Origin of the sequence: Photobacterium salinisoli, from assembly GCF_003614885.1 — a bacterium.
GTDB classification, from domain to species: domain Bacteria; phylum Pseudomonadota; class Gammaproteobacteria; order Enterobacterales; family Vibrionaceae; genus Photobacterium; species Photobacterium salinisoli.
Window position 1 is genome coordinate 378,125 of record NZ_QZMS01000011.1, and the last position, 16,025, is coordinate 394,149.

16 protein-coding genes are annotated in these 16,025 nt (G+C 53.5%); 10 read left to right on the top strand and 6 right to left on the bottom strand.

The annotated features are described in order from the left end of the window. Positions 1-43 precede the first annotated feature (43 nt). The gene (gene doeB2, locus D6M16_RS13140; protein WP_120512327.1) at positions 44-1,216 is read right to left on the bottom strand and encodes a N(2)-acetyl-L-2,4-diaminobutanoate deacetylase DoeB2; all 1,173 of its coding nucleotides are present in this window, start codon (positions 1,214-1,216) and stop codon (positions 44-46) included. 314 nt (positions 1,217-1,530) lie between these two features. Between doeB2 and D6M16_RS13145 the strand changes: the two genes are divergently transcribed. Beyond that, positions 1,531-2,637: an anhydro-N-acetylmuramic acid kinase gene (locus tag D6M16_RS13145; protein WP_120512328.1), complete on the top strand. Its 1,107-nt coding sequence runs from the start codon at positions 1,531-1,533 to the stop codon at positions 2,635-2,637. 57 nt (positions 2,638-2,694) lie between these two features. On the opposite strand, the gene D6M16_RS13150 is transcribed toward D6M16_RS13145, so the two are convergent. Beyond that, the gene (locus tag D6M16_RS13150; RefSeq protein ID WP_120512329.1) at positions 2,695-3,078 is read right to left on the bottom strand and encodes an MAPEG family protein; all 384 of its coding nucleotides are present in this window, start codon (positions 3,076-3,078) and stop codon (positions 2,695-2,697) included. Between the two features lie 250 nt (positions 3,079-3,328). Here D6M16_RS13150 and D6M16_RS13155 point away from each other — a divergent pair, with 250 nt between their 5' ends. From D6M16_RS13155 to D6M16_RS13190, 9 genes are all read left to right on the top strand, one after another. Continuing rightward, complete coding sequence (locus D6M16_RS13155) at positions 3,329-5,917, top strand: hypothetical protein (protein WP_120512330.1); 2,589 nt, start codon at positions 3,329-3,331, stop codon at positions 5,915-5,917. A 204-nt stretch (positions 5,918-6,121) separates the two neighbouring features. Beyond that, positions 6,122-6,796, top strand: a complete 675-nt coding sequence (locus D6M16_RS13160) for a GIN domain-containing protein (protein WP_120512331.1) — start codon at positions 6,122-6,124, stop codon at positions 6,794-6,796. Between the two features lie 128 nt (positions 6,797-6,924). Further along, the gene (locus tag D6M16_RS22270) at positions 6,925-7,080 is read left to right on the top strand and encodes a hypothetical protein (RefSeq protein WP_162941027.1); all 156 of its coding nucleotides are present in this window, start codon (positions 6,925-6,927) and stop codon (positions 7,078-7,080) included. Positions 7,081-7,284: 204 nt separating this feature from the next. Further along, positions 7,285-8,148, top strand: a complete 864-nt coding sequence (locus tag D6M16_RS13165) for a beta-keto acid cleavage family enzyme (protein ID WP_120512332.1) — start codon at positions 7,285-7,287, stop codon at positions 8,146-8,148. 27 nt (positions 8,149-8,175) lie between these two features. Continuing rightward, on the top strand, positions 8,176-8,859 hold the full coding sequence (locus D6M16_RS13170; protein ID WP_162941028.1) for an alpha/beta hydrolase: 684 nt from the start codon (positions 8,176-8,178) through the stop codon (positions 8,857-8,859). Then, a complete protein-coding gene (gene pcaF, locus D6M16_RS13175; RefSeq protein WP_120512334.1) occupies positions 8,852-10,054 on the top strand; it encodes a 3-oxoadipyl-CoA thiolase in 1,203 nt (400 codons plus the stop codon). The genes D6M16_RS13170 and pcaF overlap by 8 nt, the downstream gene beginning before the upstream one ends. Before the next feature lie 95 nt (positions 10,055-10,149). Further along, positions 10,150-11,175, top strand: coding sequence for a porphobilinogen synthase (gene hemB / locus D6M16_RS13180; protein ID WP_120512335.1), 1,026 nt, complete (start codon positions 10,150-10,152; stop codon positions 11,173-11,175). Positions 11,176-11,178: 3 nt separating this feature from the next. After that, entirely contained in the window at positions 11,179-12,063 is an 885-nt protein-coding gene (locus D6M16_RS13185) for an EamA family transporter (protein ID WP_046220011.1), read from the top strand. An 80-nt stretch (positions 12,064-12,143) separates the two neighbouring features. Next, on the top strand, positions 12,144-12,821 hold the full coding sequence (locus tag D6M16_RS13190) for an ester cyclase (protein WP_120512336.1): 678 nt from the start codon (positions 12,144-12,146) through the stop codon (positions 12,819-12,821). A 92-nt stretch (positions 12,822-12,913) separates the two neighbouring features. Here the strand turns inward: D6M16_RS13190 and D6M16_RS13195 are convergent, their stop codons facing one another. The 4 genes from D6M16_RS13195 to D6M16_RS13210 form a co-directional block, all read right to left on the bottom strand. Beyond that, complete coding sequence (locus D6M16_RS13195) at positions 12,914-13,123, bottom strand: hypothetical protein (RefSeq protein WP_162941029.1); 210 nt, start codon at positions 13,121-13,123, stop codon at positions 12,914-12,916. Between the two features lie 83 nt (positions 13,124-13,206). Then, positions 13,207-14,058 carry a GNAT family N-acetyltransferase gene (locus tag D6M16_RS13200; protein ID WP_120512338.1) on the bottom strand — a complete coding sequence of 284 codons (852 nt, stop codon included), beginning with the start codon at positions 14,056-14,058 and terminating at the stop codon, positions 13,207-13,209. A gap of 104 nt (positions 14,059-14,162) precedes the next feature. Beyond that, positions 14,163-14,636 carry a GNAT family N-acetyltransferase gene (locus D6M16_RS13205; protein ID WP_120512339.1) on the bottom strand — a complete coding sequence of 158 codons (474 nt, stop codon included), beginning with the start codon at positions 14,634-14,636 and terminating at the stop codon, positions 14,163-14,165. Positions 14,637-15,050: 414 nt separating this feature from the next. Beyond that, positions 15,051-15,959, bottom strand: a complete 909-nt coding sequence (locus tag D6M16_RS13210) for an aldo/keto reductase (protein ID WP_120512340.1) — start codon at positions 15,957-15,959, stop codon at positions 15,051-15,053. Positions 15,960-16,025 lie beyond the last annotated feature (66 nt).

Consider the following 16,025-nt stretch of genomic DNA (forward strand, 5'->3'; position numbering starts at 1 on the left):
CCCCAGCCAGCCACCAACAGCCCTTTGATTTTTTTAACCCTCTCTACCCTGTGTAGTTCGGTAATGGCGCCCCCGCAAGCCGGGCATACCAGCGAACGACTTTTTCGAGCAGTCGATCATTAAAATCGTAGTGAGGACTGTGACAGGGGTACTGATGGACAGGCTCGCCATCGTCCGCTCCAATCAGGGCAAACGCACCGGGCACCTGTTGCAGGTAATAGCTGAAATCTTCCGATGCCATAACCGGCAGTGAAATCCCATGGTCGAGTTGCTGGCCCTGATCAGCCAGCCAGGCATCCCGCGCCTTTGTGGCCTGTTTGGCATGATTGATCGTGGCACTGTAGCGCGGCTGAATTGCCACTTCACAGTCCACGCCATAACTCATGGCGGTGTGATGGCTGATCTCTTCAATCAGCTGATTGATTCGGGTTTTGGTTTGATCGTCAGGCACCCGGATACTGCCTCTCAGCACCGCTTGCTGTGGGATCACCGTCAGACCACTGGCGGCTTCGATGGAAGTCACACTCACCACAGCTGCCTGTTGGGGCGGTAAGCGCCGGCTGATGATCTGCTGCAAATTGAGGGTAATTGCCGACGCCGCCAGCACAGGGTCGGCGCAGAGCTCCGGCTGGCTGGCATGGCCGCCGCGCCCTCTAACCGTGATAGAAAAGGTAGCATTGCCACACATCACAAGCTTATCCGGGCAGATCATCTTGCCAAATGGTATCGCCGGCCAGTTGTGCCAGCCGTAGATTTCATCCACCCCTTCAAGCGCACCGTCAGCAATCATTTCACGGGCACCGTGACCACCTTCTTCTGCGGGCTGAAACAAAAAAGTGACGGGGCCTGGCAAACTGTCTTCATGCTGCTTGAGCCAGGCGACAGTGGCCATCAGAGCTGCGGTATGCCCGTCATGACCACAGGCATGCATACACCCCTGCTGTTGTGAGGACCAGGTACGCCCGCTGTCTTCATTGATAGGTAAAGCGTCAATATCGCCCCGCAGGGCAATGTGGCGACCGTCAGGATTGCCAGACGCAATGTGGGCCAGCGTGCCCGTTTGTGCACAAGGTCGCCAGTCGATACCCATAGCGGTCAGGCGATCACGAATGGCGGCGGCGGTATTGTGCTCCTGCCATCCCAGCTCAGGATGGCGATGTAAATCCTGCCGAAAGGTTTTTGCCGTCGACAGATTCTTTTGCCAGAAGTCGGACATAGGGATTCCTGCTTGAATACTGAAAAGACCAAAACAAATTTTATTTATTATTTCGGCACTTACCAGCAAGCCTAGTCAGGAAGATCCGGTTTCTCAATGTTGATTATCCCGGACTGTGCGCAGGCCTCACACGGTGACTTCCTGTACAGGCTGCCTCGCCTGCACTGCAAAGAGTTGTAATCCCATTCACACTCTGACCACTCGGTACGGTTCCGTATACGATTTTAATATCGTGTTCACCTGCAGTCTGGGACACTATGACCATAGTTAGGTTTCACTGAACAGCGATCGGCTGACAGAGCAGGAGAACAGGAATGACTCAGGAGTTATATATCGGTGTCATGTCAGGCACCAGTATGGACGGCGTTGACACGGCGTTAGTGTCGATTAACGGTGACCAGATTCAATTGCTGGCTCATGATGACTATCCCATACCTGATTCTCTCAAGCAGCGTTTACTGAACGTCTGCACCGGCCAGCAGACCACGCTGGTTGAAATTGGCGAGCTGGACCATTTGCTGGGGCATCTGTTTGCCGATGCCGTCAATACCCTGCTGACACAATCCGGTTACCGGGCCGATCAGATCCGTGCTATCGGTAATCATGGCCAGACTGTGTATCACCAGCCCCTGGGAGACGCACCGTTCACGCTGCAAATCGGCGATGCCAATATCGTTGCCGCAAAAACAGGTATTGATACCGTGGCGGATTTCCGCCGCAAAGACATGGCGCTGGGCGGACAGGGGGCACCACTGGTTCCGGCTTTCCACAAAACCCTTTTTCAGTCGTCTGACTCCAGCGTAGTGGTGCTGAATATCGGTGGGATTGCCAATATTTCCGTGATTCGTCCCAACCAAAACGTACTCGGTTTCGATACCGGACCGGGAAATATGCTGATGGATGCCTGGTGTGAACGGCATACCGGCCAGAAGTTTGACCGCAACGGCGACTTTGCCAGACAAGGCAAGGTGAACCAAGAATTACTGAACGACTTGCTCAGCGAGCCGTATTTGGCACAACCCGCCCCCAAAAGTACCGGTCGTGAGCTGTTCAATCTGGCCTGGCTTGATAACAGAATCACCAATCGCGCTCTCAGTGCGCAAGATGTGCAGCGCACCTTGTGTGAATTCACCGCTGTGACGATTGCCAGCGAAGTCGGGCGCTTTAAAACAGGCCCTTCCCCCTTGTTACTGGTGTGCGGCGGGGGTACGCGAAACCTCCTGCTGATGGCGCGTTTGTCGGCTCTGCTGGGCGACTGGCAGGTCGCACCGACCAGCGACTATGGCGTCGACAGCGACTACATGGAAGCCATGGCCTTTGCGTGGCTGGCACAGCGCCGTATTCACGGCCTGCCGAGCAATTTACCGGAAGTGACCGGCGCCAGCCGGCCGGCATCACTGGGCGTGCTCTATTTCGCTTAACGTATTGCTTAATCTGCTGTTTTATAAAGGGCAGCCTGCTATGGCTGGCCCTTTAATTCAGCCAAAAAGAAAATACAGCAGATTCAGAACCGCCAGCGCGATGATCGGCCAAAGCGTCAACTGCATACCCATTATCCGGCCTTTCAGACTGTCGGCTAAGATGCCACGGCCATGAATCACCCGGCCAGCCGTGAAAATCAGCCCAATCACCACAATCAGCCAGCCAGCACCGCCGTTGTCTTCGAGCAGAAACAGCAAGATCAGGGTAATTGGGATGTAATTCACCGCATTTGACTGCGCTGAACAGGCCAGTTGCAGATCTTTTGCTTCGGCTCCGCCATCGCCGTAACCAATCTGATGTCGTCTGCGTGCTTTGATCACCTGCATAGATAACCAGCACAACCACAATGCCAGAACGGCTGCAAAAAAACTTGTTGTCATACCCTTAACGCTCCCTGTTAATTACCCAAACTTTCATCATCTTACACCATGATTGCCGTTTTGCATCCCCCGCTAACCCTGCGCATTCTTATTCTCGCGACACCCATTTTCTCCGGCGCTAATGAAGGTCAAGCTGGACAACACTAAGCTAACAGTCACAAAGCAATAAAAAGTGATTCTGTGCTGATACAGAGTCGCGACACCTTATTTTTGACCGCGGAGCGCGGTGCGATTGACTTGGGGGCTGAACATGATGAACAAATCATGGGAGTGCGCGTGCGGGCTGATTGGTATCAGCCTGCTGGCTGGTTGTGGTGGTGATTCCAAACAGCCTGTCGCGCCGGTAAAAACCATACCTTCCTATACCATTACCGCCATTGACGGGTATCTGCAAAGTGCACGGGCCTGGGTGGATGTGGGGCAGAATTTCCGCTTTGAATCCGGCGATCGTCAGGGCACAACCAACGCATCGGGACAGGCATCCATCGCCCTGAACGGGCTGGAAAACCCGTCGCAATATGCCTCATTCGTGCTGGCGATTGCCGGTCAGACAGTGGATCTCGACAACCCGGACACACCGGTCAGTAACAGCTTTTTAATGTCGGCCCCGATCGGCTATACCACAGTCACCCCGCTCACCAGTATTGTGCACCTTTATATGTATGAAGGGTTGGGCGAATCGACAGCGATTTCCGCTACCGCCCAGTCGCTGGGTATCAGTGCCGGTCAGGTGATGGGTGATTACATTGCCAATGACCTGGATGATATCGCCGTCAAGGCGCGGGCCATTGTTCAGCTGGGCATACTGCTCAAACAAGAAGTGACCAGTGAAGAAGAGCTCGCCGTCCCGCTGGCGGAGTTCCGCCGTCTGCGTGATGTGTTAAAACAATTAGACACCCATCACCACTTAGTCTTTGATGCCCATGGCCGCGTCGTGCTCAACGGCAATAACCTGCCTATTGTGGTGGACGATGCAGCGTTGCAAACTGACAGTGATGGTGACGGCGTGATCGATGCGGCGGATCCCTTCCCGAATGACCCCAATGAAAACGCCGATTTCGATTACGACGGTCTTGGCGATAACCTCGATCCGGATGACGACAATGACGGCCTGACCGATGTGCAGGAAGAAATGCTCAAGACTGACCCGTTCAATCCCGATACTGATGGTGACGGCGTGAACGACAGCGAAGATGCATTCCCGACAGACAAAACCGAAACTGTCGACACTGATGGTGATGGCAAAGGCGACAATGCTGATCCGGACAATGATAACGATGGCGTCAGCGATGAGTACGATGAAGATCCGCAGGATCCCACCAAACTCAGTTGCCAGTTTGATGCCATTATTTCAAACTCGTTCGAGCTGGACGCTAACAAAATGCATAACATCATTCTGCAATGTGGCGGCTACCTGCCACTGGGCGGTGACGATGTTAAAGCACTGACCGCGCTGCGCCGCAACCGTGTGATGGAAACCGGCACCAGCTATGGCAGCCAGTCAGAGTCCGGTTCCACTGAAGCCTATGAGTTTGCAGACAATGGCACAGCCGTGCGCTATCTCAGCGGCGTGGCAGCCGGTAACTACACCTGGAGTATCACCGGCAGTAACGAGAAAGACGGGTTCGCCTCCGGCATGATCAAGCTGTTCAACAGCAATGGTGATGCCGAAGTCTGGGCAATGCTCAACAAAACCAGCGAGCACAACCTGTTTATCATCTTCTCGCAATACGCCAGCAACGGCGACAACGTCATAGATACACAAGCCCTGTGGCAGATGCGCAGCCTGGATTACCGTCAGTCCGGTGATCCGATCCCTGTTACCAGTGCAACCCTGTCGCCCTGCACAACGGATGATTCCGTGATGAGCGAGGCTAACGCACCCACAGTGGCAGCCACCCGGGCCCAGTTTGATGCTGCCGTTGAGACATGTAAACAAAGCACCTCTGGTGGCGAGCTCACCCTGACGACTGATCGTCTGGCCAGCCAGTCCTTCCTGTGGGGCAAACCGGGCGAGGCTCTGAGCAGCCGCTACACCTTCCTGACCAACAGCAGCGACAACCAGGGCTTCGGCTATCGTCTGACAGGCGAAAAAGCAGAAAGCTATCAATGGGAAATCGATAACAATCTGCTGGTTGTTCAAGGCCGTGATATCCCTAATGCCACTAACTGGACACAGACCTTCTCCCTGCTGGCAGAAGCTGAGGCCAACGGTGAGACCGGCTGGAAAACCTTTACGCTGGATGAGCAATGGGTCAAGGACAATACCCCTGACGGAATTACCGCGGAACAGGGGGCGATCGGTTCAGGTTCGCTGGTGCAAAGTGCCCTGCCCGGCCGTTTACTGACCCAGTGCGATACATTCGACACCGGCTGGAATAACAGCACACAAAGCCCGACCGACAGCGGTGCGACACAGGCCGACTATGATCAGGCCATTGCAAGCTGTGGCTCGCCCTGGACGGCGACACCTCTGGCCTTTACCGCCAACCTGCTGAGCACTGCCCTGCTGACACTGGATAACGGCCACAGCCTGGCATTTGGCGGTGTGCCGGTCAACAATGCAGACGGCCTGCTCTCCGGTAACGGCACCTACAATGTGCCGAACACTGACCAGCCCGATCAGCCGCTAACAGAGGCATTCAGCTGGGTGGTGAATGCCAAAGGGCAACTGGTGATCACCTTTACCGACAGCGATAAAGTCATGACCTGGCAACTGCAGGATAGCGATGGCCTGAGCTTCTCTGCTCTGGGCTTTATGGAAAACCCGGACTGGCAGCTGAACCCGGATCATGGTGTTATTCAGCAAACCCGCTTTACGGTATCCCGCATGCTGTAAGCGAGCATTGTCCGCAACAATAAAAACAGGTGGCGAATTTTGCCACCTGTTAGTTTTTTCAGCTAACGCTGTTATCAATAACATAGCGTCGCAAAAACGCTATCCGCAACAACCCCAGACTCTGCCTGACGTTCACACCGCTACGCTTACTGGCACGTATATTGATATAAACACTCACTATTCGCTAATGGATGTGACAACACGATGGAACACACGATCAAAAAAGTGATTCTTCCTGCTTCTCTGACTGGTATTGCGCTGCTTACCGGCATCATCAGTTTCAGCTATGCCGACGAGCAGACACGCACAGAATCTGTCCGTGCATTCAATAAGCTGTCTGTCGAAAAAGGCCTTGAGATCTATGTGCATTGCAGCGACAACAATTACCTTGAAGCCACAGGTCAGGCTGCCGCTCTGGAGAAAATGACGGTGACAGAACAGCATGGCACCTTGCAGATCAGCAATCGCTCGGGTGACGATTGGGAGAGCACTGAACCGCTGACAGTGCATATATACACTTCGCAGCCTCTTGAACGCCTCGACGCCAGATACGGCATTGATGCTACCGTTGACGGTTGCGCCATGGCCAGCGACAGTTTCGCTGCCATAGGCAAAATGGGCAGCAAACTGGTGCTGAGCGGCAGTACAGACACCCTGATACTGGATCTGGCCATGGGGGCCACACTCGATAACGCTGCCCAGCCCCTGCATGTTAATCAGGCTACCGTTGAACTCGGTATGGGTGCCAACGCCAGCCTGTGTCATGCCAAATCAGTATCGGGCAGACAATCTGCCGGCACTAAGCTGTCTGTATCGCCTGAGGCCCAGACCCGCATCAACAGCAGTTATGGGACGGCGTTGGTGGTTGATGAGTGTTGAGGAATAATCGATAAGTTATGTTGAACACATTTGGAGTTCGAAGGTTTGTCGCGCTTGAGTTTGGTGGTTCATTTGGCATCTCAGTATGCGCGCCAGACACTCTTTGTTGTCTCAAAGAGTGCCCAGAAATGCCTGTTTGTTCTATGGTGTTGGCCGGGGCGGTGGTAGGCGCTCCCGGCGCCGACAACCTGAAAATTCGTCCTGAACTTTACCCTGTGATAGTGAAATACCCTGATTTCAGGATTATTGTCAGACAAACGTTTTACGGCGACTTTGCTAAATGAGCAATTCACGAATAGCCACAGGCAAGGCATGTCGCATTACTGAGTGCATAGTTATATAGACTGTGTTGTAACCACTCCGCGCATCACAAGACCCTATGTGGTTTTATGCAACAAATTCTATTTGGTCACCATTTTTTGGGGACATTACTCTAGTTTTATACATTTATTATGAAGGTGGTTACATAATATGAAGAATTAAAACAGATGGACAATTTAATCATCACTGCCGCCGTTAATGGCGGGATCACCCCAAGAAGTAAAAACCCCGCCGTCCCACACACGCCAAAAGAAATTGCCGATGCCGTCGTTCAGTGCAGTCAGGCGGGCGCCAGTGTCGCGCATATCCACGCCCGTGATGAAATGGGTAAGCCAAGCTACGACAAAGACGTTTGGCGCGAGATCATTGAGCGTATCCGTGAACGTTCCGACATTATCCTCAACCTGAGTACCTCGGGCCTCAACCTGCCACACGGCATGCCAGAAGAGGAAGCCTGGAATCATCTTCAGTACGGCCCAGAGATCGCTTCCTTTAACTGTGGGTCGGTGAATCATGGCGACAAACCCTTCATCAACAGCCCCGCCCTGGCAAGAAAACTCGCACTGGCGCTGAAGGAGCATCAGGTGACCCCTGAGATAGAAATTTACCATTCCGGGGTCATCCACGAAGCCATCACCCTTCAGCAACAAGGCTACTTGGGCAAGCAGTTGGTGTTTGCGTTTGCGATGGGCATTCATGGTGGGGTCCGGCCGACCTGCAAAGACTTGCTGCATCTGGTGGACAGCCTGCCTGACAACAGCATCTGGTCGGCCATCGGGATTGGGCAGGCGCAGTTGCCGCTGAACACCTACTCGATTTTACTGGGTGGCCATGTGCGCACGGGGCTCGAAGACAACATTTATTATCGAAAAGGTGAGCTCGCCGCCAGCAATGCCCAGTTGGTGGATCGCATCGTCAGACTGTCTCACGAATTGGGCCGGGACGTGGCCACTATCGATGAGGCCAGAACACTCTTAGGCCTAAACCCACAACCTGCCAAGCCCGACACCATCGCTGCGATAGTTGTGTAACCGCCTTCAAAATAAGGAATGGATAACTTGTTAACCCTCAAATCCCAATCTGACATTAGCCCGTACACCGTGGTTATGAAAGGCGCTGAACTGAGCGCCGGCAACCCTGTGGTGATCCTTTTGCATGGACGCCGTCAAACTACAGACGATATGACGAAACTGATCAACAAATTGAACTTGGCTGAGGCGACCTATTATCTGCCGAGTGCACCCGGCGCCACCTGGTACCCCCGAGGGTTCACCCGCGCTCTTGACGACAACCAGCCACAGTTAAACCAGGGGCTCGAGGTGATCGATCACGTCCTGCAAAACTTGCTCTCACAAGGCGTGAGCCGCGAGCGCATCTGGATCATGGGCTTCTCGCAGGGCGCGTGCATGGCGGCCGAGTTCATCAGGCAATCTCAACAGCCGATGGGGGGCGCCATTTTATTCACTGGTGGACTGTTTGGTCCTCAGTGCCCGACTGCATCGGCTCAAAAGCCCGTGTTTGATGGCATGACGATGTTGCTCTCGGGCAGTCATACCGATACTTGGGTCTCCGCGGAACGTGTCACTCAGACGGCCGACTATTTTGAGCAGTTAGGGGCGAGTGTCCACCTTGAGATCTTTGCCGAGCGAGAGCACCGCATTGCCCGATCGGAAATCGATCTGGCCAGAGGATTGATCACCGCCAGCTTCGCGGCGTCTCACAAGGAGGTGGCGCATGTCTAACGCGTACCTGTGTGATTTCGTCAGAACCCCGATTGGCCGCTACGCCGGCGCATTGTCGTCGATCCGCGCGGACGATCTGGCCGCCATCACGTTAAAAGCACTCACAGAACGTCACCCAACGGTCGACTGGCGTCGCGTCGACGATGTGATTTTGGGGTGTGCGAACCAAGCGGGTGAAGACAACCGCAATGTCGCCCGAATGAGTTTGCTGCTGGCCGGATTGGACACCCAAGTGCCGGGGTCCACTGTCAACCGACTGTGTGCGTCTGGGATGGAAGCTGTGTCTAACGCCGCACGGGCCATCAAAACGGGCGAAGCGCACCTGATCATTGCCGGCGGGGTGGAGTCGATGTCACGCGCACCGTACGTGCTTGGAAAAACCGACTTGCCGTTTGCCCGCAACGCCGAATTCTATGACACCACCATGGGCTGGCGTTTTGTGAATGCCAGATTGGATGAGATGTACGGCACCTGCTCGATGCCAGAGACCGCGGAAAACCTGGCGGTCAAATTCGGCATTAGCCGAGATGAGCAGGACGCGTTTGCCCGGTGGAGTCAGACCAAATACGCCGCGGCGCAAGAACGGGGGTTCTTCCGTCATGAAATTGTTCCGGTCGAAGTCGCGCGCAAACGTCAGAGCCCGTTGATTATCGAGACCGATGAGCACCCCAGACTCTCCAGTCTCGAGACCTTGGCCAAACTCAAACCCGTGGTGCACCCACAGGGCTCCGTAACAGCGGGAAATGCATCGGGCATTAACGATGGTTCGGCGGCACTCTTGGTCGCGTCGGAGCGGTCACTGACCGATCACCAACTGGTGCCCAAAGCACGCATTGTGGCCACGGCGTGTGCCGGTGTTGAGCCCAGCATTATGGGATTTGGCCCGGCGCCGGCGATCAAAAAGGTCCTGGAACTCGCTCAGTTGTCGCTGGATCAGATGGACGTGATTGAAATCAATGAAGCCTTCGCCTCGCAGGTCCTCTCGGTGGTCAACCACCTGGGGATTGACGGCGACGATCCGCGCCTCAATCCCAATGGCGGCGCGATTGCGCTGGGCCACCCACTGGGCATGAGTGGCGCGAGGGTGATTGGTACGGCAATGAATCAACTCACCCAGCAACGGGGACGCTATGCACTGTGCAGTTTGTGTATCGGAGTCGGCCAAGGCATGGCAATGATCATCGAGCGCGTGTAACACGCACCATCACGCCAGAGGGGCCCTGACTCGATAGTCTCGATCGAGGGCCACTCATCACCCTTTTAGACAACCCACTCTCGGGAGTACCACCCATGGAATTCCAATCCAACCACACCACCCAACCGGGGATCACCAAACGCCTGCGCCGTTTGCGGACTACCCCCATGATCAGAGCGCTCGTTCGGGAACATGAGGTTCAATTAAGCGATTTGATTTATCCGATATTTGTCGAAGAAACCATCACCAGTCCGGTGCCGATCACCGGGCTGCCGGGATTGACCCGGATCCCTGAAACTCAACTCGCCGATGAAATCCATGCGCTGGACGCGCTTGGGATCCGCTATGTAATGCCCTTTGGTATCAGTCATCACAAAGACGACATCGGGAGTGACACCTGGCGTCGAGACGGTCTGCTGAGTCGTATGATCAGCACGATTAAATCAGCGTGTCCGCACATGATGGTGATCCCCGATATCTGCTTTTGCGAGTACACCACGCACGGCCATTGCGGTGTCATGGCCGATCAGGACGTTGACAATGATCAGACGGTGGCTCACTTGGTGAAGCAGTGTGTCAATGCCGCGCAAGCCGGGGCGGACATGCTCGCCCCCTCTTCCATGATGGACGGCCAGGTAAGGGCGATCCGCCAGGGCTTGGATGAAGCGGGATTTGAGCATGTCGCGATACTGGCACACAGCGCGAAATTTGCGTCGGCGTTTTACGGGCCATTTCGACAGGCGGTTGAGTGCGAACTCAAGGGCGACAGACGCACGTATCAGCTCGACTACGCCAATGCCAGACAAGCGCTCAGTGAAGCCTTGCTGGATGAACAAGAGGGCGCAGACATTTTGATGGTCAAACCCGGTACCCCTTATCTGGATATTTTGGCCCAATTGCGCCGTCAAACTCAGCTTCCACTGGCGGCCTATCAAGTCAGCGGGGAGTATGCGGCCATCAAATGCGCAGCGCAAATGGGCATCTTAAACGAACAGGAAGCGGTGTTGGAAACTCTGATCGGCTTTAAACGGGCGGGGGCGGATCTCATCGTCACCTACTTTGCGAAACAGTTCGCGATCTGGCACCAATCGGCGCCAAACACAATGTTAACGAAGGGGTAACGCATGGGCTTGAAAGACTACACCCTGTGCGTGTTCATCATGGCGATCTGGGGACTGAATTTTTCCGTCGTCAAACTGGGGTTGGACACATTGGATCCGATGCTGCTGACCGCTTTGAGGTTTACCCTGGCGGCCATTCCAGCGGTCTTTTTTGTTAAGAAACCCGACGTACATTGGGGGTACCTGGCAGCCTATGGCCTGACGTTTTCGGTCGGGGTTTGGGGACTGTCCACCTGGGCGATCGGGGCGGGTTTATCCCCCGGCATGGCGGCGTTGCTTATTCAAACGAATGTGGTGTTCGGTTTGGGGCTGGGCTGGCTGTTACTCAAAGAGTCGGTGAGCCCGCTTCGATCGCTCGGGGCATTGATCGCATTGTGTGGTTTGGCCTTGAGCCTGACGGTGTCCGACGGTTCTGTCACGCTGACCGGAGTGGGGTTGATTTTGGTGGCGGCACTGTGTTGGTCGATATCAGGGGTGCTATTAAAGCAATCCAACACCCAACACGTGTTCTCGTTCAGTGTGTGGTCGATGCTCTTTGCGCCGATCCCGCTGTGTCTCCTGTCCTACCTTCAGGTTGGGACCCAGGGCTTTACGGCTTTGGTGGACAATATAACTCTACCCGGTGTGTTTTCCATTGTGTACCAGGCATATGCCACCACGTTGTTTGGCTACTGGATCTGGAACAAGTTGGTGGTGTCTTACCACTTGTCGCATGTGGCCCCGTTTACGTTGCTCGTGCCCCTTTTTGCACTGTTGGGTTCAAGCGCTCTGTTTCATGAGGCCATTTCTTCACAAAAAGTGGTAAGCTGCGCCCTGATCGCTTTAGGTTTGTTGATTGGCAGCGTGCCTGCCGCCAAGTTCACCGTGCTAGCACAGCGTCTTAGATAGACGTCATCCCACGAGTACAACAAAGGAAGGTTCGCATTATTACTCATCGTCAACCGTGTGTTCAGACCGCACGTAACCTTATGAATCGCGTTTGGAATGACAAGATGACGGAGGCCGTAACGGAAGTGATGACCTCCCACACCGTGATAGAAAGTCCTCTTCAATTATCGGTAGGCTCTGACTCCTTTTGCGAGACGCTCAGAGTGTGGCAGCGCGCCTTTCCTACATTAGAGTACAAAGAAAGCCGCGTGATCACCCGTAAGAACGACATTGTGATTGAGTGGACGGCGAAAGGAAAGCATTTGGGGGAGTTCTTAGGTGTGTCGGCGACGGGGAAAGATCTGGTCTATCAAGGCAGCTCACAACTGACGTTTGTCAATAATAAAGTCAGCCATTACACTTCGGTCGTGAATACCCAAAGCATACTCAGCCAACTGATGGGCCGTTATACCACTCGCACTGAACCTCTCAAGCCAAGAAGCGCTTCAGAGGAACTGTATGCGGTCATCCCACAATTGCTCTCCCCTTTCTTAACCCAGCGTCAGGTCGAGTGCCTCGCACTATCGACACTGAGTTTGTCAGTCAAGGAAGTGGCGGCGACGTTGAACATCAAAGACAGCTCCGTGCAGACGCACCTCAAGCGTGCCTTCGAACTGCTGAGCGTCAGTAATAAAAAAATGTTCATGGCGTACATCTGTGAGAACAACACGATTGAACTCTTAATCAGAATGGGGCTCTACCTGAAGCAAAGTATTTAGCCTCAACTCAAAACCAAAAAATTAGCTGTAGAATTAAAAAGTTAGACTGCTCTTGAGACATAACCGTTGAATGCACTGAATTCAGATAACTTTTAGTAGGATAAATGCACGTCCTTGAAGTGAATATAAGTTTTAACTCTAACCAGCTTCGGGGCAATGATGAGTTTAAGCGTGATGCGCGAAAGAGGGAAAAATTCAGGACGAATTTTCAGGTTGTCGGCGCCCGGAGCGCCTACAGCCGCCCCGAGCCACACCAGAGAACAATCAGGCATTTCTGGGTACTCTTTTTCTTTTTGCCCCAAAAGAGTACCTGGCGCGCATGAGAAAATGCTGAGGGGCGCTCAGAGTTTAAAGCGCGACATACCATCAAACTTATTTACTCACCTCACCCGATCTCAAATGACGTGACACCAAATAACTGATTGAATGGCAATTCAGGGTGTTCCCCGGTATACATGCGCGCGGTACCAAACGACACCGTCATACCGTATTTTTCCGCAAGCGCAATGGCGGCCGGGTTCACTTCGGGAACATCAAGAAACAAGGGTTGTGAGGGGTCGACCTCTGATTTCAGCGCAACAAATAAGCGCTCGGCCAGATCGGCATTCTCGGCGTACAGCGGGCCGATTTTATAGCCGTTACGGCACTGGCGGATCACACCAATACCTGCCAGCATGCCGTTTTCCAGAATACCTAATGCGTGGCTGTCTGGCTGGGTGATCCAGTGTTTGAAAAACACTGGCCGGTGGGCGGGGAAGAAACGCTGATCGTAGGCGGCGACGGTTTCAAACGGCAGGGCTTTGAGCGACACAATGGCATGATCATCCGGTGATTCACCGCCGCTGACACCTTCATAACGCAAATTACTGTATGCCAGTTTAAAACCGGACTTTTTATAGTTGTCCTGCTGCTCTACTACCCCATCCAGACCGATATTGCAGTCTTCCAGGTGCTCCAGTGCCGCATGCCATAGTTGCATGCCGTAACCCTGGCCGCGGTATTCGGGTTTAACGATATAAAAACCAATAAAGCCGAAAGACGCGTCATAGCGAATCGCTGAGATGGTCGCGATCGGTTCATCATCCAACACACCGACCAGAAAACCGCTTTTATCCGCAGCATAGTAGGTCTCGGCATCGTGCAGGCCGGGGTTCCAGCCTTCCTGCGCGGCCCATTCGACAGCAATGCTGACTTCGTCTGGTTTCATGGTTCTGATTTTGTAGTGCTTGCTGTCCATGCGCTTACCTCTGACAAATAGCTGATGTGATTAAAATATAGTGTGAAACCAGCACTAACACTGTGCAATAACCCGCTTGACTCAACCAGTCTGCGATGTGGCTTTTATAACGTCATGTGCATAATATGCTGAGGGCCAGCGGCGCCGCCTAAGTAGAGCTCATGGGTATCGGTAAACCCGCCCTGTACATAACAGTGCCTGGCAGACGGGTTCTTACAATTTACCGTCAGATAGATCTGATCAAAGTCGGGATAGGCAGAAACCAGAAACGCTTTCAGCGCCCGCACCGCTCGCTTAGCGTAACCTTTACCCTGGTGGCGATGGTCGATAAAAAAAGCCCGCAAACCGAGCGACTCTGAACGGGCGAAATCATATTTGTGCCCGTACTGTGTATCGATCAGAAAAAAGCCGACAACTGTGTCGCTATCCATGATCACATGCGGGTGCACGGTATCGTCGATATTGACCAGAATCTCTTCCATGGTGCCGACAAATTTCACCTGCTCTGTTGCTACCGACAACTCTGCCACCTGCGGTAAATGCGCCGGGGTCATCGCTTGAATATCAATCTCTTTCATGGCGCACGACTCAATCAAAAACAATTAGTTATATACGTGATAGTAAGGTGTGCAACTCGCATTTTCCGAACATCAAATCCCGAGAGGTTGAGCCAGATCCCTTTTTTCAACCTGTGAGACGTTATAGTGGAAGAGGATCGGGTGCAGTGAAGTGGCATTTTGCACCTCACAAAGTGACAACGTCACCTTGAGCAGCAGTAAGCTCAATACGATAATGAACCCCGATCGTTTTTTCAGTATGAGTCGTCTTTTTACAAGGAGTGATTTATGGCTAAACGAGTCTCGAACAAGCGCATCAAAGAAATCCTGAAAGAAACCACTGAGAAGAAAAAATAAGCGGACAAACAGGTTACCGCGAAAAAACACAACCCCGCCAGATGCGGGGTTGTGTCGTTATGGCCGAGTGAAAACGGGTTACGGCACACCATGACCTTTTGACGCGACCCACACACGGAACCATTGCTCGCGGCTCAGTTCAAATGCCAGTGCAGAAACGGCATCTTCGATCCGCGCAATGTTACCGGAGCCGATAATCGGTAACGGCTGAGACGGCAAGCGACGTACCCAGGCGTAGACCACCTGATCAATCGAGTCGGCCCCGATTTCCTGCCGGATTGCTTCCAGCTCCGCCCGTACACGTACCGCCTGTTCCGACTGACCGTTAAAGATCTCGCCGCCCGCCATGCAAGACCATGCCATCGGCCGGGTGCGTTTCATCTGCAGCTGATCCAGCGTACCGTCATGACAAACCTCAAAGTTGAGCGGATTAATTTCCACCTGATTGGTCACCAGCGGCGCATCCAGACGAGATTGCAGCAGATCAAACTGTGCCGGAGAGAAATTAGACACCCCAAAGTGGGCCACTTTGCCCTGTTGTTTCAGCGTCGCAAATGCTTCTGCAACTTCGTCGGCATTCATCAGCACATCCGGACGGTGAATCAGCAGCACATCCAGCTGCTCGATGCCCAGACGTTGCAGTGAATTATTCACCGACTCAGTAATGTGCGCTTTACCCGTGTTGTAATGATTGATTTTTTGCCCGGGATATTGGCTGCCGCACAGCTTGATATCGCATTTAGAGACAATCTGAATCTGCTCACGCACGCTCGGGTCCAGCGCCAACGCCTCACCAAACAACTGCTCGCAAGTATAGCCGCCATAAATATCGGCGTGATCAACCGTCGTAATGCCCAGTTCAATGTGCTGTTTCAGAAAAGTCAGACGTTCCTGCGGAGTCATACCCCAGTCCGCCAGACGCCAGTAACCCTGAACCAATTCAGAAAACTGCGGCCCTTTTGGCGTCAGTTCGACGTTTGCCACCATGGTCAATACTCCTTTATTCATTGCCCGAAATAATTCGCTGAACGTATCCTAGGCTGGATCGGCCCA